General features: G+C 72.7%; 17 protein-coding genes and 3 pseudogenes. 3 read left to right on the top strand and 17 right to left on the bottom strand.

What is annotated here, in order from left to right:
• Positions 1-328: 328 nt before the first annotated feature.
• From ABD340_RS30355 to ABD340_RS30300, 12 genes are all read right to left on the bottom strand, one after another.
• On the bottom strand, positions 329-1,396 hold the full coding sequence (locus tag ABD340_RS30355) for a hypothetical protein (protein WP_344593563.1): 1,068 nt from the start codon (positions 1,394-1,396) through the stop codon (positions 329-331).
• Positions 1,384-2,121: a 4'-phosphopantetheinyl transferase family protein gene (locus tag ABD340_RS30350; protein WP_344593562.1), complete on the bottom strand. Its 738-nt coding sequence runs from the start codon at positions 2,119-2,121 to the stop codon at positions 1,384-1,386. Before ABD340_RS30350 ends, ABD340_RS30355 begins: the two co-directional genes overlap by 13 nt.
• Positions 2,118-3,137: an LLM class flavin-dependent oxidoreductase gene (locus ABD340_RS30345; RefSeq protein WP_344593560.1), complete on the bottom strand. Its 1,020-nt coding sequence runs from the start codon at positions 3,135-3,137 to the stop codon at positions 2,118-2,120. The genes ABD340_RS30350 and ABD340_RS30345 overlap by 4 nt, the downstream gene beginning before the upstream one ends.
• A 4-nt stretch (positions 3,138-3,141) precedes the next feature.
• A complete protein-coding gene (locus ABD340_RS30340; RefSeq protein WP_344593558.1) occupies positions 3,142-4,329 on the bottom strand; it encodes an acyl-CoA dehydrogenase family protein in 1,188 nt (395 codons plus the stop codon).
• Entirely contained in the window at positions 4,326-4,586 is a 261-nt protein-coding gene (locus tag ABD340_RS30335) for a phosphopantetheine-binding protein (protein WP_344593557.1), read from the bottom strand. Before ABD340_RS30335 ends, ABD340_RS30340 begins: the two co-directional genes overlap by 4 nt.
• Positions 4,583-5,914 carry a type III PLP-dependent enzyme domain-containing protein gene (locus ABD340_RS30330; protein WP_344593556.1) on the bottom strand — a complete coding sequence of 444 codons (1,332 nt, stop codon included), beginning with the start codon at positions 5,912-5,914 and terminating at the stop codon, positions 4,583-4,585. Before ABD340_RS30330 ends, ABD340_RS30335 begins: the two co-directional genes overlap by 4 nt.
• Positions 5,911-7,497: a class I adenylate-forming enzyme family protein gene (locus ABD340_RS30325; protein ID WP_344593555.1), complete on the bottom strand. Its 1,587-nt coding sequence runs from the start codon at positions 7,495-7,497 to the stop codon at positions 5,911-5,913. The genes ABD340_RS30330 and ABD340_RS30325 overlap by 4 nt, the downstream gene beginning before the upstream one ends.
• The gene (locus ABD340_RS30320) at positions 7,494-7,775 is read right to left on the bottom strand and encodes an acyl carrier protein (RefSeq protein ID WP_344593554.1); all 282 of its coding nucleotides are present in this window, start codon (positions 7,773-7,775) and stop codon (positions 7,494-7,496) included. The genes ABD340_RS30325 and ABD340_RS30320 overlap by 4 nt, the downstream gene beginning before the upstream one ends.
• Entirely contained in the window at positions 7,772-9,361 is a 1,590-nt protein-coding gene (locus ABD340_RS30315; protein WP_344593553.1) for an amino acid adenylation domain-containing protein, read from the bottom strand. Before ABD340_RS30315 ends, ABD340_RS30320 begins: the two co-directional genes overlap by 4 nt.
• Complete coding sequence (locus tag ABD340_RS30310; RefSeq protein WP_344593551.1) at positions 9,358-10,377, bottom strand: hypothetical protein; 1,020 nt, start codon at positions 10,375-10,377, stop codon at positions 9,358-9,360. The genes ABD340_RS30315 and ABD340_RS30310 overlap by 4 nt, the downstream gene beginning before the upstream one ends.
• Positions 10,378-10,438: 61 nt before the next feature.
• Positions 10,439-11,746: a methylaspartate mutase gene (locus tag ABD340_RS30305; RefSeq protein ID WP_344593549.1), complete on the bottom strand. Its 1,308-nt coding sequence runs from the start codon at positions 11,744-11,746 to the stop codon at positions 10,439-10,441.
• Positions 11,736-12,212, bottom strand: a complete 477-nt coding sequence (locus ABD340_RS30300) for a cobalamin B12-binding domain-containing protein (protein ID WP_344593548.1) — start codon at positions 12,210-12,212, stop codon at positions 11,736-11,738. The genes ABD340_RS30305 and ABD340_RS30300 overlap by 11 nt, the downstream gene beginning before the upstream one ends.
• A 239-nt stretch (positions 12,213-12,451) precedes the next feature.
• Here ABD340_RS30300 and ABD340_RS30295 point away from each other — a divergent pair, with 239 nt between their 5' ends.
• Positions 12,452-13,417 carry a LysR family transcriptional regulator gene (locus tag ABD340_RS30295; protein ID WP_344593546.1) on the top strand — a complete coding sequence of 322 codons (966 nt, stop codon included), beginning with the start codon at positions 12,452-12,454 and terminating at the stop codon, positions 13,415-13,417.
• Between the two features lie 534 nt (positions 13,418-13,951).
• Here ABD340_RS30295 and ABD340_RS30290 read toward each other — a convergent pair.
• Both ABD340_RS30290 and ABD340_RS30285 read right to left on the bottom strand, forming a co-directional pair.
• The gene (locus ABD340_RS30290) at positions 13,952-14,542 is read right to left on the bottom strand and encodes a peptidoglycan DD-metalloendopeptidase family protein (protein WP_344593545.1); all 591 of its coding nucleotides are present in this window, start codon (positions 14,540-14,542) and stop codon (positions 13,952-13,954) included.
• A gap of 304 nt (positions 14,543-14,846) precedes the next feature.
• The gene (locus tag ABD340_RS30285) at positions 14,847-15,581 is read right to left on the bottom strand and encodes a hypothetical protein (RefSeq protein WP_344593544.1); all 735 of its coding nucleotides are present in this window, start codon (positions 15,579-15,581) and stop codon (positions 14,847-14,849) included.
• A 272-nt stretch (positions 15,582-15,853) separates the two neighbouring features.
• On the opposite strand from ABD340_RS30285, the gene ABD340_RS30280 reads away from it, so the two are divergent.
• Positions 15,854-19,345, top strand: a complete 3,492-nt coding sequence (locus ABD340_RS30280; RefSeq protein WP_344593542.1) for a protein kinase domain-containing protein — start codon at positions 15,854-15,856, stop codon at positions 19,343-19,345.
• A 44-nt stretch (positions 19,346-19,389) separates the two neighbouring features.
• On the opposite strand, the pseudogene ABD340_RS48130 reads toward ABD340_RS30280, so the two are convergent.
• A pseudogene (locus ABD340_RS48130) lies at positions 19,390-19,500 on the bottom strand (DUF4126 family protein); the annotation flags it as partial.
• A 325-nt stretch (positions 19,501-19,825) separates the two neighbouring features.
• Here ABD340_RS48130 and ABD340_RS30275 point away from each other — a divergent pair.
• Complete coding sequence (locus ABD340_RS30275; RefSeq protein WP_344593540.1) at positions 19,826-20,287, top strand: tyrosine-type recombinase/integrase; 462 nt, start codon at positions 19,826-19,828, stop codon at positions 20,285-20,287.
• 25 nt (positions 20,288-20,312) lie between these two features.
• Here ABD340_RS30275 and ABD340_RS30270 read toward each other — a convergent pair.
• Both ABD340_RS30270 and ABD340_RS30265 read right to left on the bottom strand, forming a co-directional pair.
• A pseudogene (locus ABD340_RS30270) lies at positions 20,313-21,093 on the bottom strand (IS5 family transposase); the annotation flags it as partial.
• Positions 21,094-21,140: 47 nt separating this feature from the next.
• Positions 21,141-21,248, bottom strand: a pseudogene (locus ABD340_RS30265) (IS481 family transposase); the annotation flags it as partial.
• Positions 21,249-21,270 lie beyond the last annotated feature (22 nt).

Below are 21,270 nucleotides of genomic sequence, written 5' to 3'. Positions count from 1 at the left end.
ACGCACCGAAGAACTTTCGCAGCTCGTCGGCCAGCAGCTCGGGCACCTCCAGCGCCGGGAAGTGACCGCCGCGGTCGAACTCCGACCAGTGCGTCAAGCAGATCGCCAAGCTCAACAAGCGCCGCGCCCAGGACGCCGCGGCGTGTCGGCCAGCGATCAGGTCGCGGTGCCGGCGCAGCGCCGTTTACGGCCTTACCAGCAACCGCACCCGCTTCCCACCCAGCTGACGCTCCAGCACGGTGATCTGATGCCGCAGCGCCAAGATCTCATGCGGCGTGGTGCGATTCGTTACCGCGGCAGGGGACGACGTACTCGCGCCGCAGCCCTGCTACAGGGCGTCGTCGAGTCGCGTACGGAAGTGGTCTTCCAGGTCGGCGACGGCGGTCAGCGCGGCCAGCGCGTCGGGGCGGGGACGGCCACCGGTGGCCACGCGCCGCGCGTTGTAGTGGAGCGCGCGGACGAGCGTCGTCCACGCCGGGACGAGGGTGGAGCCCGCCCATGCGCCCAGCTCACCCAGCGCTCCGTGGCGATCCTGCGGGAGACGAACGTGCGGCAGTGACGCCGCGACCATCTTCCGGTTGCGGGAGGCGACCCAGAAGTCGTTGTTGTGCCGGTAGGTCGCCGGGTCGGTCAGACCGTCCTCCAGCCAATTCTCCAGGGCGTCGAAGGCCGCCCGGCCGCACGCCCAGCCGTGCGCCGCGACCCGCGGGTCGGCGATCCGCGCCCGCGCGGTGCGGGCGAGCATGACGGCGGCGAGGTCGGCGGTACCCGGGACGTGCCGTCCGGTGAGCTCGAGCCACTGCCACGGGCGCCCCTCCGACCACGATGGCCGGTCCCTGCGGTCACCGAGCGCCCAGCGTTCGCGGCTGGCCTGCTCGGGGCCGGGCGGCGGGGGCGACCACGCGTACGCGCCGATCGCCGGGACGGGCACCGAACCGACGAAGCCCGCATGCAGCCCGGCGTCGTCGGTCCACAGGAACCGGTCGTCGACCTCCACCCTGCCCGGCGGCCCCGGCCTGACCAGGAACCAGTGCGGCGCGGGCTCGGCGCCGCCGGTCTCGATCCAGGGCAGGTGCGTGGTGCGGCCGGTGACGATCACCGCACCGGTCTCGCGCGCATGCCGGACGATCGCCTCCGCCGCCTCCTCCGGTCCGGTGGCGCCTCGGCGGTGAAGGTCCACGCGGTACAGCTCGCCGTGGCCGGTCAGCGGCGTGTGGTAGTGGAGGAACTCCATGATCGGCCCCGCGCGCCGGACGCCCAGGAAGAGCTGCGTCCCGAACACGACGACGTCGGGGACGCCGACCGCGCGCAGCAGGCCCGCGGTCGCCGTGCTGTAGCAGGACAGCAGGTCCCCCCGCACGTCGCCGGATTGGGTGGGCTGCGTCATCTCGTGCATCGGCTCTCCTGGAACGTCGTGCCCCGGCGCATCGCCGGGACAGAACTCGTGCGGGCGACGACGACCGGGCGGGTGAGCCAGTCCTGCCCGGACGCTCCCACCCAGGCGAGCGCTCCCGCGTACCCGTCCGGGACGGGCAGCTCCCGCCAGGTCACCCCGTCCAGCTGCCCGAAGGCCGCGTCCTCGACGGCGCCGGAGGACCGGAAACCCGCAAGACCCCGCCCGGTGGCCTTGCACCGCGCCTCCCGCACGGCCCACACGCGCGTGAACTCGCGCCGGGCCCCGGCGGGCGGCAGAGCGTCGATTCGCCGCCGCTCGTCGGGATGCAGCCAGCGCCGGGCGATCCGCTCCCAACCGGGGCGGGGCGCTTGCTGGACGTCCAGTCCCACCCTGCCGCCCACGCCGACCGCGACGCCGACGAGATCGCCGCTGTGCGAGATGTTGAAGTCGACGTCCCAGCGGCTCCCGTCCGGATGGGCCAGGTAGGGGCGGCCGTACGGCTCGCGCCGCACCGCGGGCGGTGCGCGCAGCCCGAGCCGTTCCACCGCCGCCTGCAGGATCGCCGGAAACCCGTCCTCCTGGGCGTCCGGGATTCCGGACGCGCAGAGCAGCACCACCGCCGCCACGTCGGCTGGCGCCACTGCGCCCAGGTCCGCGATGTCGTGCTCGACCGTCGGGGCCGCGCGCGGATGGGCGTCGCCGGCCTGACGCCGTGCCGGGCTCACGCTTCCAGGACCCTCGCCGCGTGCTCGTACTCGGCCGGCTCGTACGGCAGATCGAGCACGACGGTGCGCACGCCCAATTCCCGGTAGGCGTCGAGCGCCGCGGCCACGGTCTTGTACGAGCCGACCAGTTTCGGGCAGTCGATACCGATCCGGCCCGCCCCGTACCAGAGGCACTCGTCACGGAGCGTCCCTGCCTCGGCGAGGTCCAGGTTCGCGCGGTGCTGGGAGGAGGTGACCTGCCGGGCGAACAGGCGGCGGGTGAGCGCGTCCCGCCGGGTGGCCGCGTACCGGCGTTCCGCCGTCTCCCACGCCCGCTCGTCGGTGTCCCGGGCGACGAGGCCGACGATCATGGCGAGGCCCCCGGTCAGGCCCTGCGCCGCCAGCCGGTCGTGTTCGGCGGCGATGTCCGCGCGGGGCTTGGCCATCACCAGGGCGCGGTCGAGCCGGGGCAGGACCGCCGCGCTCTCGGGCGAGCGCGAGCCGGGCGCCAGCACACGCGGCGCCAGCGCGGGGTCCGGGACGGGCTCGGGCGGGGCGGCCCGCAGCCGGTAGCACGGGCCGGAGTGCGGCTCGCCGCGCAGGACGGCCCGCAGCCCGTCGATGAAGTCGGCCATCCGCTCGTACTTGTCGCCCTGAGCCGGTTCGAGACCGAGGGCCTCCAGCTCCGCCGCCTTCGCGCCGGCGACGACGTTCAGGTTGACGCGCCGTCCGTACAGGTGGCACAGCCCCGCGACGGCCCGCGCGGCGATCGCGGGGTGCGCCAGGGCGGGGTTCACCGCCACGATCGGTTCCAGGGTCGTGCTCCCGGCCAGCACGAGCTGCCCCGCGAGCCACGGGTCCAGCGACTGCCAGAAGTCGTAGATGAGCATGGCGGACGCGCCGAGCTTCTCTGCCGCCGCGCAGTGCGCGGCGACCGTCTCCACGTAGACCGCACCCCGATCCGTCTCCCGCGTCTGCGCGCCGAACACGTCGGCGTGGCTCGGGCACACCGTGAACGTCTCCACCCTGCCGCTCATACCGTCACCCCTCGTCCCGGTACAGCGGGCCCGACGCGGCGAACGAGCAGGCGGCGGAGTCCAGCAGGCCGAGTTTCCCGTTCGTGCGCACCAGACGGCGGTTGCCGTACATCAGGCTCGCCGACCGCAGGTCCCGGAAGAGGCGTTCGAGCACCAGGCCGTCGCCCTGCCGGTAGCCGAGGCCGAGCCCGGCGACCTCCAGCAGCCCGTCGGTCACCGCGAAGCAGCGTTCGGACGCCGCCACCTTCACGTTGTTGATCATGATCTGGAAGGCGGGACGGTCCCGTTCGGCGCCGGTGTGCGCCTCGTGCTCGCGCAGGCCCGCGGCCACCATCGCCTCGGCCATGTCCAGGTCGCGGCGGGCCAGTGCGATCCGGTCGAGCGCGTCGTCGTCGCGGCGGATCGAGGGGCCGCCGCCCGCGGGACGGCGCGCGTGGCCGACGACGTGCCGGAGCGCGGCGCGGGCCGCGCCGGTCCACGCCGCCGCCCAGCCGAGATGCCCCAGCGGCGCCATGGTCCGCGCGGCCACGCGGGCGAAGCCGCCGGCGGGATCGATGAGGTGGTCACGGGGGACCTCCACGTCCACGGTCATCGACACGTTGCAGGTGCCGCGCATCCCCAGCATCCGCAGCGGCGCGATCACCTTGGGGTCGGACAGCTCGCGGGGGCAGTGCACGAGTACGACGTCGTCGGCCGCGCCGTTCTCGGTGCGGCGCATCGTCACCAGGAACGCGCCCGCCTGGGCCCCGCCCGACACCACCGGAGCGTCGCGGTGGAAGCGGACGACACCGTCCCGTTCGTCCAGGGCCGCCGTGGCGGTGAGCATGTGGCCGCCCTTGCCCGCCTCGGTGGTGATGGACGCCAGCAGGATCTGCTCGTCGGCGACGGACCGCAGCACACGCGACCGCAGCGGCTCCGGGGCGTACTCGGCCAGCACCGCGACCTGCTGGCAGTGCATGACCCACAGCACCGCCAGGCCCAGGCAACGCCCGCCCAACTCGGCCGCGGCGTGCAGGAAGGCGGCGGTGCCGGCGCCCCCGCCGCCGCAGTCCGCGGGCACCGTGTACGCCATCAGGCCGTGGTCGCGCAGCACGCCGATGCCCCGGCCCTCCGGGTCGCCGGTGGCGTCGATCACCTCGGCCATGTCGGCGAGCCGCGCGGTCGCCCCGGCCAGGTCGGCGCGGATCGTCACGGCTCGGCCCGCCCGGACGCGTGCTCGGATACGACCGCCCAGATGCTGTCGGCGGTCGCGAACACCTCGTCGGTGAACGCCGAGTCGGGGAAGACGAATTCGAACGCGTCCTCCAGGTCCATCACCAGGTCGACGGCCCGCATCGAGTTGAGCCCGAGCCCCCGCAGGTTCGCGGTCGGGGCGATCTGGGAGGTGTCCTGGACCGCCCCCAGATGGCCGAGCAGCACGCGCAGGAACTCCTCACGCCGGTCTGTCATCGCGTCTCCGCCCTTTCGCCGGTGGCCCTATCGCCCGTGGGACTGCCGTTCACGCCGGATGGTGCGGCCTGGACCGGCCGGTACGCCGTCTCCAGCCGCAGGGCCGCCCGGACGCCGCCCGTGTCCACGGCCACCTCGGCCGGCGCGTCCCGGCCGAGGAACGCCACCAGGGCCGCCGTCAGCCCGTACGCGCCCACGTTCGGGACGGCCAGCAGGTCGCCGGGGGCGGCGCCGCGGAGCCTGGCGCGCTGGTTGAGCAGGTCCAGCGCGGTGCACAGCGGCCCGGCCAGCACGGCGTCGCCGTCGTCGTCCTGCCTGCCGTCCCCGGCGGGGACGGCGGCCCGGAGCGGCAGGGGCTCGGCCATGATCGGCGGGACGCGGCGCAGCCCCTGCATGCCGCCGAGTACATTGACGCCGCCGTCGGCGATCACGAACCGGGTGTCCTTGCTGTGCTTGACGTCCTGGACGCGCAGCACAAGCGTGCCGCTGCCACCGGCCAGGTAGCGGCCGGACTCGAACGCCACGACCGGTCCGCCCCGCGCCGGGGACGCCGCCGCGCCCGGGAGACGGGCGAGCAGGCCGGCGAGCCGCCGCGCGAGGCCGGACCAGGCCGGGCGGTCACCGGGCCGCGCGTAGGGGTGGCCGAAGCCGCCGCCGAGGTCGACGATCTCCACGTTCAGCCGCAGCGCCTCCTGCGCGTGCCGGACCGCGTCCACCGCCAGCTCGAACCAGTCCATGAGCCGGTCGGCGTCGTCGATGTTCGTCCCGACGTAGACGTGGTAGCCGACCAGCTCGACCCCGTCGGCGCGGAACCGTTCGGGCCGGTCGCGCACCCACGCGACGTCCGCGCCGAACTGCGACGGCGCGCCGCCCATCGCCAGGCCCGCGCCCCGCGGGTAGGCCGACGGGTTCAGCCGGAGGATGGCCTTGGCCCGCGCCCCGGCCTGCCGCGCGCACAGCCCCAGCCGGGCCAGGTCGGTCGGGGAGTCCACGGAGAAGACCCGCACCCCCCGGGCCAGGGCGTGCGCGAGCTCGGTCTCGGTCTTGGCCGGGCCGGTGTAGAGGCACCGGCGTGCCGGCGCGCCCGCGGCGAGCGCGGTTTCCAGTTCGCCGCGCGAGCAGACCTCGGCCCGCGCCCCGGCGTCCAGCAGCACGCCCACCAGGGGCGGGAACGGGTTGGCCTTGAGCGAGTAGTAGATGCGGCTGCCCGCGGGGACGGAACCCGCCAGCTCGGCGTGGGCCGCCCGTGCCTCGTCGAGGTCGTAGACGTACAACGGGGTGCCGTACTCGGCGGCCAGCTTCCGCAGCGTCCCGGCCGGCACGCTCATACCGATCTCCCCGCGTCGTCGAGGGATTCCGTTTTCCCGAAGCCTCCGGCGGGCTTTCCCGGGGTCGCCACGGCCTTGCCGAGAGCGCGCACCGCCTCGGGGGCGACCTTGCCGTTGCGGTTCAGCGGCAGCCGTTCGACCGGCACGATCAGATCGGGCACCTTGAACCACTCCAGATGCTTCTGCAGTTCGGTCCGCACCCGCAGGGCCGTCAGCTCGGTGACCACCGCGAGGACGGGTGGCTCGTCGCCCCGGGCGCCCACGCAGAACGCCTCCTGCACACCCGGGACCTCCTCCGCCGCCATGGCCACCTCGGTCGCCGACACGCGGAACCCGTTGGACTTGTAGATATCGTCGTCGCGGCCGTGGAAGTACAGGTAACCGTCCTCGTCCAGCCAGCACTGGTCCCCGGTGAACAGCGCCCGCTCGCCGAACGGACCCCAGGCCCGGAACCGCAGCGCGGTGCGCTCAGGGTCGCCCCAGTACCCCAGGGTCACGTGCGGGCCGCGCACGACCAGCTCGCCGAGCTCCCCCGGCGGCAGCGGCCGCCCGTCCGCGTCCACGATCACGCATTCGGTGTCGTCCAGCGGGCGGCCGACCGAGTCCGGCTTGTGCGGCAGTTCCTCCGGCAACAGGATCGATATGCGCTTGCACTCGGTGAGCCCGAACATCAGGTACACGCCGAGGTCCGGATAGCTCGCCCGTAGCCGTCCCAGCAGGTCGGCGGACATCGCCGCGCCCGTGTTGGTGAGGACCCGCAGAGGCGGCAGCGCGTGCGGGGTGCGCCGCGACAGCCGGTCGAGGTTGTGCGCCAGCCCGGGCACTGACGGCAGCACCGTGACCCGGTGCCGGTCGAGGAACGCCAGCAGCCCCGGCCCGGCGTCGGTGCCCTTGCCCCAGACCAGCGCGCAGCCCGACAGCATGCTCAGCAGGATCTGGTAAACGCCGTAGTCGAACGCGAGTGGCAGCACGCACCCGATCACGTCGTCCTCGCGCAGCCGCAGCCGCCGCGCGATCATCTGCGCGGCGAACACCATGTTCGCGTGCGTGCCCGCCACGCCCTTCGGACGGCCGGTCGACCCGGAGGTGTAGAGCACGCTGACCAGGTCCCACGAGACCGGCCGCGCCGCGTACGGCACCGGCTCGAGGGGCCCGTCCCGGGGCGGCGGGGCGGTGAAGCAGGGCAGGTGGGCGATGGGCAGGCCGAGCGCCTCGGCGCATCGCCGGGCCTCGGTGTCGCCGCCCGCCACCACCAGGACGGGCGCGCAGTCGCGCAGCACGTGCCCGGCGGCGTAGCCGGTGGTGTCGCCGTTCATGAGCACGTAGACGGCGCCGAGCCGGGACGCGCCGAACATCACCGCGATGGCGTCGGTGAACTCGTCGATCACCACCACGACGCGGTCGCCGCGCCGCACGCCGGCCCGCCGCAGTCCCGTCTCGGCGGCCAGCGAGGCGTCCCGCAGCTCGCCGAACGTGCCGCTCACCGGCCCGCTGACCAGCGCCGTACGGCCCGGCCAGCGGGCGGCGGCACGGTCGAGCAGGTCGTGCAGGAGCGAGACCTCCGGTTCCGGGCGGACGGTCATGACGGCCCCCTCCCTGCCGCGCGCAGCGCCGGAACGACGAGGACGGAGGCGATGTCGCCGGGCGTGGTGAACGACTCGGGGACGATCAGGTCGTCGGGCAGGACGGTTCCCAGCTCGTCCTCCAGTCGCTCCACGACGGCCGCGAGCGCCAGCGAGTCGAATCCGGGCACCTCGAACAGCGCCGTGCAGGCGGCCAGGGCGGGCTCCTCGCCCAGTACCCCGCGCAGCACCGTCAGGACCAGCCGCAGCGCGGCGTCGTCCTGGGCGTCGGTGGTCATCCGGCCGCACCTCCCACCGCCGAGCGGGCGATCTTCCCAGTGGACGTCACGGGCAGCTCCTCGTGGAACGCCACGGTCACCGGGACCATGTAGGCGGGCACCTGACCGGTGAGCCAGTGCCGCAGCGCGGAATCCCTCGGCGCCGCCGCCGAGCCGTCCGCCACCACGTGCGCCTCCAGGACCGTCCCGTGCTCGGGGTGCGGGACCGGCCGGACGACCGCCTGCGCGATCCCCGGGTGCGCCAGGATCGCGGCCTCCACCTCGCCCAGCTCGACACGGAAGCCCCGCGTCTTGACCATGCCGTCGCGGCGCCCCCGGAACCGCAGCACACCGGCCGCGTCCGCCTCGGCGAAGTCGCCCGTCCGGTAGTAGACGCGGCCGCGTCCGGCGGCGCCGTCGCCGCCGCCGCCGGGCAGGGTGAGCATGGCGTGTGCGGTGCGTTCGGGATCGTGGAGGTAGCCGGGGGTGACGGACGGGCCGGAGACGATCAGCTCGCCCTCGGCCGGGCCGGTGCGCGGCACGCCGTCGTCGCCGAGCAGCCGCACCTCCGTCCCGGGGACGGGCCCGCCGATCGGCATCCGGGTTCCGGCCAGCAGCTCCGGGGTCACATCGGCCCAGGTGACGACGTTGGTCTCGACCGGACCGTAGAGGTTGGCGACGCGCGTCCGCTCCGGCAGCGCCGAGACGAGCGTCCGCAACTGGGGCACGTGGTACTCCTCCCCCGCGTAGAGCAGCCGGCGCAACCGCGGGAGCCCGCTCTCCAGCAGACGGGAGCGACGGGTGAGCGCGTTGAGCGCCGAGGGCACCGCGTACAGCGCCGTGATGTCGCGGTCGCGCAGGAACCGGTAGGCGGCGGCGGGGAACATCACCGTGCGGTCGTCCATCAGGTGCAGGCACGCGCCGGACGTCAACGCCACGTAGATGTCGTAAACCGGCAGGTCGAAGTGCAGCGGGGCGTGCTGCGCCACGCGGTCGCCGGGGCCGAGGGGGAACGCGGCGGCGGCCCAGTCGACGAAGTACCCCGCGTTGACGGCACTGATCATCACGCCCTTGGGCACGCCGGTGGATCCGGACGTGTAGAGGACATACGCCAGTTCGTTGGCGGCGATGTCGGGCGATCCGGCCGCCTCGCGCCGCGCCACGAGCAGATCGCCCACCAGGATCTCCCCGGCCTCCCGCGACCACCCCCCGCCCGCGGGGGCCAGGCCGGTGAGGGCGCCGATGCCCTCGTCCGGCCAGTTCGCGGCGGTGTCGGCGGAGACGAACAGCAGCCGGGGGCCGGCGTCGGCGACGATCCGCCGCCGCCTCGGGGGCGGGGCGTGCGGGTCGATCGGAACGTACGGCACTCCGGCGAGCAGGCAGCCGAGCATCAGCACGATCGCCTGCGGGCTCTTGCGGACGCTCAGCCCCACGCAGTGCCCGGCACCGGCATGCGCGGCGACGACCTCGGCGACCTGCGAGGCCAGCGCGAGGCACTGCCCGTACGTCAGGCTCAGGTCCGTGGCGCCGTCCCGCACGGCGACCGCGCCCGGCCGTTCCCGCGCCGCCTCGGCGAACCGGCGCCCGATGTCGTGAACCGGCCTCATACGCGCTCTCCCTTTTCAGGCGTTCCCGGGGCGGGCAGGCCGGTGACCAGGGCGGTGGCCAACGTCCGCTCGGCCTCGGCGGCGGCGGTGAGCAGGTCCGCGAGGCCGCCCGGGGTGCGCCGGCCCGCGCGCAGACGGCGCAGGGCCAGGTAGGCGAAGCGGTTCACGTCAGACCACCGCGCGACGACCTCCTGGCGGAAGCGTTCGCCGAGTCCCGCGGGGACCGGGGCGCCGGGCTCGGCGGCGAGGTCGTCGAGCCATGTCGCGTACAGGCCCCGGCGGCGTTCGATCGTCCAGCACGCCTCGCAGAACCGGTCGAACGCCGCGGGGTCGACGTCGGCGCGGCAGTGTTCCTCGATGAACGCCTTGTACGGCTCGGACGCCGCCCAGTCCGCGAGCACGGCCAGGTTGAGGTCGAACAGCGCGGCCTGCCGGAGGGCTCCCGGGTCCAGCCGCGGCGGCTCCGGGACGAGGGTGACGAGCCGTGTCGCCGAGTCCCGCTCCAGGCCGGCCGTCAACGCGGCGTCCACGGTCGTCTCCAGGGGACGCGCGTCGCCCCACTCCGTGCGGTTGTCGTAGCCGTCCACCACGCGGAGCGTCGCGGGCGACCCGGTGACGGCGGTGACGACGAAGCTGTGCTCGACGTGCTTGCGGCCCGCGTACGGACACCACGGCAGCAGGTGCGCGTCGGTGACCACCATCGGGGCGCGGCCCAGCGCGAGCGCGCCCTCGCAGGCCGCCGCGAGACCGCCCTCCACGACGCGCTCGGAACGCGGGCGCAGCCCGGTCAGCGCCGCGCATCGCTCCTCCTGCGGCTCGAAGTCCAGGCGGGGCGCCGCCTCGCCGCCCGGCTCGTACGCGAACCACCACTGCGACCCCAGCACGGAACGGACGCCGCCGCCTCCCTGGGCGAGCAGCGCCATCGCCAGCGTCACCTCCCAGCAGTCCAGCAGCCCGGTGTCCAGTCCCGCCTCGGAGAGGACGGAGGCGGTGACGGCCGTGGGGGGACCTTCCATGATCTTTCTCCTGCGCCCGAGAGACGTTCGGTGAACGGTTGAGCGGTCCGGGTGGAACGGGTCATTTCCGCGGCCCGGACGGTGCGTTATCGAATCGTTCGCGTACCCAATGGAGCATTCGCAGCAGTTCGGTGGACTCCGGTGCGGTGCCACTCCCGTCCTGGACGCGCGGCGGGGGTTCCAGCGGCATTCTCCCGACCGACGCCCAACGCAGCCTGCCGTCCCGGTCAAGAAAGGTGCGGGCGCGGTTCCGGTTATCCGGATGAAGGCAATACGGCACGTCAAGGTAACCACGAGAAAAAGCAGAGACGAACGCGGCACCGATATCGTCGGAAAGGTCGAGGACGCATTCCAGGAGCGTCCGCGCCTCGCGGTACACCTCCGTACCCCGGACGACGTCCGGTCCGGGCGCGGGCCGGCGGGGCTCCGGGAGGCGCAGCGCGGCGGCATGGGCCTCCTCCAGCGCCACCACGTTGTCCTCGATGGTCGGGATGCGCGTCGCCTCCGCCCGGGTCTTCAGGATCAGCCGTTCCGCCCGGGTCGCCACCGCGAGCCGCACGCTCTCTTCGAGCAGCGCGGCCGCCCCCCGCGCGGTCCGCGGGAACACCCCCATGTAGGTGTAGAGGACGACATGCCAGTCCAGGTCGCCGAGAAACTCCTCCGCCAGCAGCCGCAGCGCCGCGACGGCCTCGGCGTCCTGGTCGTGGTTCGTCTGCTGCGCGTAGCTCAGCGACACGCTGCGCAGGCCGTGCCACCGGAAGAACAACCCCTCCAGCACGCTCAGCGCGACCGGTAGCGACGGCGGGCAGAGCTGGCCGAGCATGCAGCCGCCGAAGCTCTCCAGATGCGCGCCCGGCGTCCGCGCCAGCAGCTCGCAGGTCGTCCGCCAGTCGCCGATCGCGTCCGCGAGCGGTACCCGGCTGTAGGGCAGGCAATAGGAGACCGGGCCGCCCTCGGTCGCGGTGAGCCCGCAGCGCAGCGCGGTACGGACGATCGCCGACGGCAGCGCCGACCCGTGCCGCACCTGGACGGGGAAGCCGTCGCCCACGACGCCGTCCACGACCGCCAACGTCGCCTGCACGGTATGGGCGACCAGCGGATAGCCGTTGAGGTCGGCGCCCGTGGCGAGCGCGCGGGCCGCCCGGTCGTGCGCGCCGACGCGGGTGTAGCTGTCGAGGGTGATCGTTCCGGCGGCGCACGCGTCGGCGTCGCGCACCGCCAGCAGGCCGCGGCGCATCGCCTCCGGCGACCCGAACCCCATCCTCGGCTGGACCACCAGCCGTCCGGCGCGCGCATGCCCCGCCACGAACCCACCGAACGACGGAACGTACGAGGGCGGGGGCGCCTCCGGCGGCGCTTCAGCGCGCATGCGAATCCGCCGATGCCAGGTGGACGCGGAACCTCTGCAGCGCCTCGTCGCCGACGTACACGCCCGTGTAGCCGAGCGCGGTGAGCTCCGCCACGACCTCGCGATGGTCGGCCCCGCCCGTCGTCAGCATCCCGCCGATGACGACCGGAACGTCCGACAGGCCGGGCACGCGGCGGAACACGGAGATCAGGTCGGCGCCCTCGACCCGCCCGTGCCCGTTCACCGTGCTGATCGCGACCAGGTCCGGCGGGGCGGCACGGCATTCGCTCAGCAGCAGCGCGGCGGGACAGCACGCGCCCAGGTTCCGCACGAAGAAGCCCGCCTCCTCCAGCACGCACTGCAGGACGACCAGTCCCCAGGTGTGCGAGTCGGACGGCGTCGAGGCGACCACGGCGGTCTGCCCGGTCCGGCCGGACGGCCGCGGAGGAGAGGGCGGGACGCCGGTCCGCGCCGTGACCTCAGTCATCGCGGTCCCCGCGCCGCGGCGGCACGGCCCTGATCCGGTGGGCACGTTCCAACGCCGCACTGCAGAAAATCGGCTGGGCATGGAAAACACACTGCAGTGACATTGACAAGGAAACTCCTGCTCCATAACATCCGCTGTCACCACTCGTGGCACATAGCCAACCTGAGTCCGTTGGGCCCAGTCCAACAAAATTTCGCTGGCAGTCCTACAGCAAAGGCTTGTCAGGCCAGGTGAGAGACATGGATCTGGATATGGCCCACGTTCGGGCCTTCGTTAGAGCAGCCGATCGCCTTCATTTCGGGCAGGCCGCAAGGGATCTCTCCCTTTCCCAGCAGGCGCTGTCCGCACGGATCTCCCGGCTGGAGACCGGCCTCGGCGTGAAACTGTTCGTGCGCGGCGCGCGCGGGGTCAGCCTCACCTCCGCCGGACGTCGATTCCTCGCCCCGGCACGGCGGCTTCTCGTCGCGGGCGACCAGGCGGTCGCGTCCGCACGGCCCTCTGTCCGGCCCTTGCGCATGAGCGTCTGGGGCAGCCTGTTCTTCCCTGCGCAGACCATCCGGACCCTCACCGGAGGCGAGGAAGGCCCGCAACTGGAGGCCGGCGTCTGCCGCGACCTCCCGGACGCCGTCGCCGCACTGCGCGACAGCGTGATCAACGTGGCGTTGGGCCGGATCTCTCGCGGGGCGGACATCGCCTCCCTGGCGCGGCGCCTGATCCGGCTCGACGCCATGGCGGTCATCGTCAGCGTCGAACACCCGCTGGCCGAGCATGCCGAACTGACCCCGGACGACCTGCGCGGCACCCCGCTGTGGCTCCCGGCGCCCCTCGAATCGCTCGACTTCCTCCGCCAGTTCGTCGAACGCTTCGGGCTGGACGGCCGGTTCGGAGGCCTCGACCTCGGGCCGTACCACATCCCCTGGTTGCTGCACGAGGAGCCGCGCCAAGCCGCGGTCGTCCCGGCGCACCTGACGTCGCTCGGCGGCTCGTCCCTGCGGCTGATCCCGCTGGTCGACCCCACGCCGCTGTACGGCTCGTCCCTGCTGTGGAGCCCCGACCAGCGGCACGCCGAGTTAGACCGCCTGCTCCGCAGGGTCGACACCGCGATAGAGCAGCACGGCTGGCTCCGCTACGACAAGAACCGCCACTGGCTCCCGCAAGTCGAACAGGCCGACGTAGCGGCCCTGACCACCCCCCGCCACGGATGAGAGACGCACCGCGGCAAAGTAAGGTCCGACCTAGGGTCGCGTGACCACATCGAGGCCACGTGAAGTGTGGGAGCGTACGCGGCCGTCGGTCACACACCCTCACCCTTGATTGCAGATAGTGACGATCAAGAGGGCTCTTCTTGTGACCTCTTCGACAGGACCGCAGCGCACGAACAGGCCTGCCCTCAAGTGGCCCCCCTCACCTACAACCAAGCGATCACAGCCCTGACCATCGCCGAACGCGCCGCGCGTCCTCGACGTCATCAGCCCGCGCCCTGCGGAGCCGCACTCCGCTCGCCAGCACCTCCCCCTCCACCAAACCGAGGACGCCGCTCCCTCCTCGCGCGGTGCCCAGCGGAGGAGGGGAATGGCGACGGCGAGCGGACTTGTCCTTCTTGGGGGTGGGGCGTTTGGCGACCATGCCGGAAGCGTAAAGGCGCGGGCCCGCGCCGGGAGCGTGACCGAGAAGGACGCCGCCGGCGCCCCGTAGCGCACGCCCCGATCCGGGCGGGGTTGCTGCTGGAGGCCAGCGCGCTATCGGACGTTGTAGCCCTGAGAGTTCCAGAACGAGGCCGGGTTCGGGTTGTCCAGGCGTGGGTCGCCGACGCTCTTGGCCGCGTGCGTTCGGCGGCCGAGACGCATCTCGACGTGGGTGTGCGCGCTCGAACGTCTCGACACCCCATGCCACGACTCGTCCGCGATGATCTGCCCGCGGTTGATCGTCCGGCCCACGCGCAGGGAGGACCTTGGAGCGGTGTGCAGGTAGATCACCGTCTTGTTCAGCGAAGCGTTGTAGATGGAGATCGTGGAGAGCCCCGACCTGCCGGTGCGACCGCGCGCAATGTAGATGATCTTGCCGCCGACGAGGGCGTGGACGTCTGATCCGATGCTGCGGGCGATGTCGATGCCCTCGTGCCGTCCGGGGGTGCTGTGGTAGCCGTCGAAGCCGGTGGTGATCCGGCCGCCGCGGGCCTTGTACAGCGCGTACGACATGTTGGTGCGCGCTGACGAGGACGGTGACGCCACGTGCGCGGCGGGCGCGGTCTGCGCCAGGGCGGCGGACGCATGGCCGGCGAGGGCCATGGCCGCCGGGACGGCCGCCAGAGAGATGATCCCCGCAACCATCCGCTTCCTGGTATTGCTGCCCACTATTTCTCTCCTGTCTTTGGACCGCGTCCCCGAGGACTTGATTCGACTGTGCAGGCTTGCCGCTAGAGGCAGACGAAACCGGTGGAGAGCAGGGGCGGCGGAACGAAGCACCATGACTCCCCCCTCGCGACTCTTTGTAATTGAACGGATGCATAACGCTATTGCGGGGTGAGGTGCCGCGCTGTGCTCTCCGGGGTGACCTCCTGGTTCCGCCCACGCCAGTCGGACCGAACTCCGGCGGCCACGGATCTGGGCCGTGACGGCCCCCGGACGGCAGGTATCACCGGCACCGGCCACGAGGGCGCCCGACCGTAGGCAGGACCCGGCTCCGAAGTTCGGAGCCACCAGCGCCGCCCCGCCGTCTCCGGGCGTCGCCGGGCGCCGGGACGCCGCCGGTGTCGGCGTACAGGTCGTGGTAGAGCTCCCGCAGCCAGGTGATGTGCCGGTGGTCGTCGGCGGGGTCCTCCCACCCGTTGATCAGGAGGATCTTCATGATCTTGTCGCGGTGCGGCGTCGCCGTCGCGTCCGGGGCGACGGTGTTGACCCGGCCGCCGAAGGAGAAGAGGTTGGCCATGCCGCCCTGGTAGTCGTAGTCGGTCCGGGTGAGATGGTGGTGCAGGACGTCGATCTGCCGGTCGCTCAGGCGGCGGCGCAGGTAGGCCGACTTGGCCTTCAGCCGCCAGACGGGGCCGGGTTCGCCCGGCGGTCCGGCCAGGGCGGAGGCCAGCCAGGGCTGGTTCCTCACCTGGCGGACCGGGGTGACCGGGACGCCGCGGTTGATCACGGCCAGGTGATCGTCCAGCAGCCGTTCGGCGCCGGACGCGGCGGACACCTGGCCGATCATGCCGAGCGTCCCGAGCCGCCGGCGGTTGAGCTGGAGCTCGCTGTAGAGCCGGGTGGACGGGGAGTCCGGCGCGCTGTTGCGCTCGACCCATTCGCCGTAATTGCGCACCATCCGGGCGAAGGATGCCTTGTCGAACCCGTCCCAGTCCCAGGTGATGGTGAAGCTCAGCACGGTCGGCGGCGGCGCGGGCAGCAGCCGGGCGGGGTCGTCGCCGCGCGCGCCGGGCGTGCGGAACCAGAAGAATCAGTGGGCCTGGCTCCACCGGAGCGGTAGGCGTAGCTCCCCGATCCGGGAAGCCGCGCTCGCCGGACGGGCGGGCGCTCAGGCGGGAAGCTCGCAGGGTCGTTGTTCAAGTGGTCTGTATGCGCGCTGCCGAACAAACAGCCAGACACAAGTGTCTATATGAGATGATCACCGGTTCCACCGGCAGCGCGAGGAGACCCATGGCCGAACCGCTCCACCCCGGCGACCCCCGCCAGCTCGGCTCCTTCTATCTTGACGGACGGCTCGGCGCAGGCGGCCAGGGCGTCGTCTACGAGGGCTACGGGCCCGACGGCGAACGGGTCGCCGTCAAGGCCCTGCACGGGGTCCGCGACCGCGACCGCGAGATGCTCCGCAAGGAGACCTGGGCCTGGCGGAAGGTCGCCGCCTACTGCACCGCGAAGGTCCTGCACGCCGACCTCGACGGCCCGATCCCGTTCGTCGTCAGCGAGCACGTCGCCGGGCCGAACCTCCGGCAGGCCGTCGAGCGCGCCGGGCCGTACGGGCCGGACGAGCTGCGCCGCCTGGCGATCGGGCTGGCCACCGCGCTGGTGGGCGTGCACCGCGCGCGGGTCGTGCACCGCGACCTCAAGCCCGAGAACATTCTGCTGGCCCCGGACGGGCCGCGCCTCATCGACTTCGGGATCGCCCGGATCGAGGAGCAGCCCACCACGACCGGCCTGCTCAAGGGCACCCTGCGGTACATGCCGCCGGAGCGGTACCGGGGCGAGCACGGCGACGCCAAGGTGGACGTGTGGGGCTGGGGCGCGGTCGTCCTGTTCGCCGCGACCGGACGGCACGCCTTCACCGGCGACACCACGCCCGTGATCGCGCGCCAGGTGGAGACCCACCACCCCGACACCTCCGTGCTGGAGGAGCCGCTGCGCTCGCTGGTGACGGCGTCGCTGGCGAAGGATCCGGCCGACCGTCCCGACGCCGAGGACCTGCTCCTCGGCCTGGTCGGAGCGATCGACCTGAAGGAGGCCACCCGCAGGGCCGTCCCCGACGACCGGCCCGAGCCGCCCGAGCCCTCCCGCGCCGAACTCGCGGAGGTCGTGTTCACGGGCCTGGGCGTCCGCGAGCAGGAGGCCGTGCCGCAACTGCTGCTGCGGTTGGTCGCGCCTGGCGAGCGCGCCGAGGACACGCTGCGCTCGGCGCGCCGGGACGAGTTCTCCGACGGCCAGGTCGACGACCGGGTCGTCGACCGCGTCCTGCGCGACTTCACCGGCGCGGGCGTCCTGGTCTGGACGGACGGGACCGTCACGCTGTCCAGCGCCGCGCTCATCCGCGCGTGGCCGAGGCTGCGCGAGTGGGCCGACGGCGAGCGCGCGGGACTAGGCGTCCACCAGGACCTCGTGGACGCCTCCCGGCTCTGGCACGGCCACGGCCGCAAGCGCAGCGACCTCTACCAGGGGACGGCCCTGGAACGCGCCCAGTCGTGGGCCGCGACCGGCCGCCGCCACCTGACCCTCAACCTGGTCGAGCGCGGCTTCCTGGACGCGGCCGCCGCCCTGTCGCTGCGCCGGGGACGGTTGCGCGCGCTGATCAGCATCGGGCTGTCGGTCCTGCTGGTCATCGCGATCGGCGCGGCCGTCGTCGCGATCGACCAGCGGCGGACCGTCGTCGGGCAGCGCGACCGCGCCGCGTCCGCGCAGGTCGCGGGGCTGGCGCAGTCGCTGCGCCGCAGCCGTCCGGACCTGGCGCGCAGGCTCGCCGTCGCGGCCGGGGCGATCGCCGACACCCCCGAGTCGTGGTCGGCGCTGGCCGCGGTCCGGCACCAGGTGGAGCGGCGGTCCGTCCGGCTGCCCGACTTCGACGCGATCTGGTCCGACCTGGACGGCTCCGGACGGCTGCTGGCGGCTGCCGGCGGGAACCAGGCCGGGCTGTGGGAGGCCGACAGCGGACGCAAGGTCGGCTCCTTCCGCGCCGCCGCCAGGGTCGGCGGCGTCGATGTGTCCGACGACGGCAAGACCGTCGCCGTCCAGGTCCTGGACGGGACGGTCGTCATCCTGTCCGCGCCCGGCCTCCGCGTCCGCAACGTGATCCGCTACCAGGCCCAGGGTCTGGTCAACGCGGCCGAACTCCAGCTCAGCCCGGCGGGCACCTACCTGGCGGCGTCCGAGACGGGCGCCAGCCGCAACGGGATCACCGTCTGGGACACGCGCACCGGCCGGCAGGCGTTCCACGACCCGCGCATCACCGGTTTCGTGTCGTTCTCCCCGCAGGAGACGGTGCTGTCGATCAAGTCCCTCAAGACGGTCACCTGGACCGACCTGCGGACCCGCAGAAAGCTCTCCACGCCCGACTTCCACATCGGCGACGAGCCCAGCTTCCAGGCGGTCCGTTTCAGCCCGGACGGTCGGACCGCGGCGCTGCCGGGCAAGAACGGCGTGCGCCTGGTGTCGCTCGACACCAACACCTCCCAGGAGGTGGAGGGCGACAAGGACGTCACGCGGGCGGACCAGACCTTCAGCCACTCGGGCGAGTTCCTGGCGACACAGCTGAATCTGTGGCGGGTGTCGCCGGACGACGGCGTGGTCATGCGCTACCCGACCACGATGGACGAGTGCGCGTCCGGGACCTTCCGGTTCACCGCGGGCGACACCGAACTGCGGTGCACGAGCGGCGACGGCGTGCTGTTCTCCCTCGACGTCACGCGCTACACCCAGCGGCCCGCGAGCGCGCCCGTCGAGTACAACCTGGCGACCTCCAGCCGCGACGGTTCCACGATGGCGGTGCTCAGGGACGACGAGGCCGTCGAGATCTGGTCGACCAGCCCGCTCGCCAAGCGGTTCGAGCTGCCGAAGGAGCGGTTCAGCACGGGATCGGGTCTCAAGCTCAGCCCGAACGGCCGGATGCTGGCGGTCGGGACCGGCATGGGCGACGGAAAGATCGACGTCTGGGACCTGTCGAAGCGGACCCGGATCGGCTCCCTCCCCGGTGCCGTCACCCAGTACTCGGACCCGGTCGTCGAGAACGTGGACTTCGCGCCGGACGGACGGTCGCTCGTCCGGAACCGTCCCGACGACGCGGGCAGGTCCCTGTCCTTCTGGGATCTCTCCCCAATGCGGCAGATCCGGGAGGTGCGCGGGGAGCCGTGGGGGGCGGTGGCGTTCCGTCCGGACGGCGGGGCGGTGCTCTCGGGCCACACGCTCGTGGAGTTCCCGTCCGGGAAGGTGCTGCGGCGCGGCTCGACGGGCCTGGAGGCGGGCCGGTACAGCGCGGACGGGAAGATGGTCTTCGACGGCCCGTCCGAGCTCCGGGCCAGCGTCTCCTTCTACGATCCGGCCACGCTCGCCCGCACGGGGTACGTCCTGCGCACCGGGGACCTCACCCCGACCGGCGGCTACTCCCTGCCCGTGCACGACGCGGGGGACCGGGTGCTGGCCGTCGCCTACGGCGAGTCCGGCTCCGACGGCGAGATCAAGCTGTGGGACCTGCGCACCCGCACCCCGCTCGGCATCCCGTTCACCGGCCACCGCCGCACGGTGCTGGCGATGGCGTTCACGCCGGACGGCCAGTCGCTGGTCAGCGTGGACTCCACCGGCGGGTTCCGCACCCACTCGGTCGGGCCGGGGCTGCTGCGGGCCGAACTCTGCGAAACGACCGGCGCGCTGACGGAGACGGAGTGGAAGGCCAACATCCCCGACGTCCCGTACCGGAAGACCTGCTGACCGGGGTCAGGCGGCGGCGACGCGCCGCCGCCTGATTCGGACGATCACCGCAGCGCCACGGCCGCCAGCACCACCAGTACGGTCAGCGCGAGCACCGGCGCGCTGATCGCGAGCAGGCTCATGCCGACCGCGGCGAGGTCCTCGGCGGTGCTGACGACGGGCGCGCCGGTTTACCGGTAAGGCAGCTGCCACCACACGTCATCTGACATCCGTCCGCCGTCTTCGAGGTGGTCACGACCGGTAGCCATGGCTGGTTCGGTGACTCCTCGTGACCCTGGTTTCGGGGTGCCGGTAAGGCTTGGCGACCGCCGCCGGGACGAATGGGGGCCTCGATGGCGCGGGCCGCCCTGCCCATCGCCGCCTCGGCCCTCATGATCGGCATCCGTACCGAGGAGGCGCGTGCTCTCCAGTGGGATCACGTCGTGGCATGGGTGGACGGCGAGCCCGCGTGGCAGCCGGTGAGCAAGGTCGGCTTCGACCATGACCGGGTTCGCGGTCTACGTCTGGCGTTCCGTGCGTACGCACGGCGACACCAAGACGAAGGGGTCCCGCCGCACGCTGGAACTGCCGGACGAGGCGGTAGATGCTCCCCGCAAGCATCACGCGCGCCAGGCGTCCCAGCGACTCAAGGCCGGAGAGGCGTGGAAGAACACCAACCTCGTCTTCTGCTCCCGGACTAGGACGCCCCTTGATCCCGGGCACGTACGGCGGGGATTCCGGCTGATCACCAAGAAGGCGGACATCGGAGAGAACTGGACTCCCCGGGGACTCCGTCACTCGTTCGTCTCGATCATGAGTGACAGCGGCGTGCCGATCGCCGATCTCGTCGGGCACGCCGGTACGGCGGTCACCGAGAAGGTGTACCGGCACCAACTGAGGCCGGTCATCAACGAGGGTGCCGCCACGATGAACGCCGTCTTCGGTCGGCACAAGTCCGCGTAAGAAGCCATCTCATTTGGTGAGTCGGGCGGTGGCAGATGAGGGTGGCGGCGATGCCGACGAAGGCCGGAAAGTGCTCGGGCTTGCGTTCGTAGCGGCGGTGCAATCGGCGGCAGCCGTTCAGCCAGGACACCGTGCGTTCCACCACCCAGCGGTGTCGGCCCAGCCGGTCGGAGGACTCGATGCCGCGGCGGGCGATGCGCGGGACGATGCCGCGGCTGCGCAGCCAGTGGCGCAGATCGGTGAAGTCGTAGCCCTTGTCACCATGCAGTTTGGCGGGGCGGCGCCGGCGCGGACCGCGCCGCGAGCGAACCGGCGCAATGCCCCGCACCAGGGGCTGCAGCGCCAGCTTGTCGTGGGTGTTGGCCGCCGAGATCCCGACAGACAAGGGCAGTCCGGCACGGTCGGTGAGCAGGTGGATTTCGACCCGGGCTTGCCGCGATCAACAGGATTCGGACCCATCAGCTGCCCCCTTTGCTCGCCCGGACGCTGACCGAGTCGATCGCACACCGCGACCAGTCCAGCTCACCGCGCGCACCCAGCTCGTCCAGCACCAGCCGGTGCAACTTGGCCCAGACCCGCGCGGCGCTCCACTCGGTGAAGCGGCGGTGCGCGGTGGGACCGGACGGGCCGAACACCGGCGGCAACTGCTGCCAGGTGCAACCGGTGGTGGCCACGAAGATGATCGCCGCCAGCACCTCGCGGTCCCCGTACCGGCGCCGGCCACCACCTTGGGGCCGCGTCGGTGCAGGTGGCACCACCCGTTGGAACAGCTCCCACAACTCCTCGGGCACCAACCGTTCGACCATCTCCACGAACGCAGGCTACCGCCACACCACCAAATGAGATGGCTTCTTACCCATTTCGATGCGCAAGCACGTGAAATCCCCATCTCGTCAGCGACGTGTGAGATCGGCCGGGTACGGCACCTCTCCACGAGGCGCCGTCGTCCTTCAACGGACAGGGGGGATTGCCGTGCAGACCAA

Origin of the sequence: Actinomadura vinacea, from assembly GCF_039532545.1 — a bacterium.
In the GTDB taxonomy this organism is placed as follows: Bacteria; Actinomycetota; Actinomycetes; order Streptosporangiales; family Streptosporangiaceae; genus Spirillospora; species Spirillospora vinacea.
The sequence above is the reverse complement of the archived record's forward strand: the minus strand, read 5'-3'. Positions and strand labels throughout refer to the sequence as shown.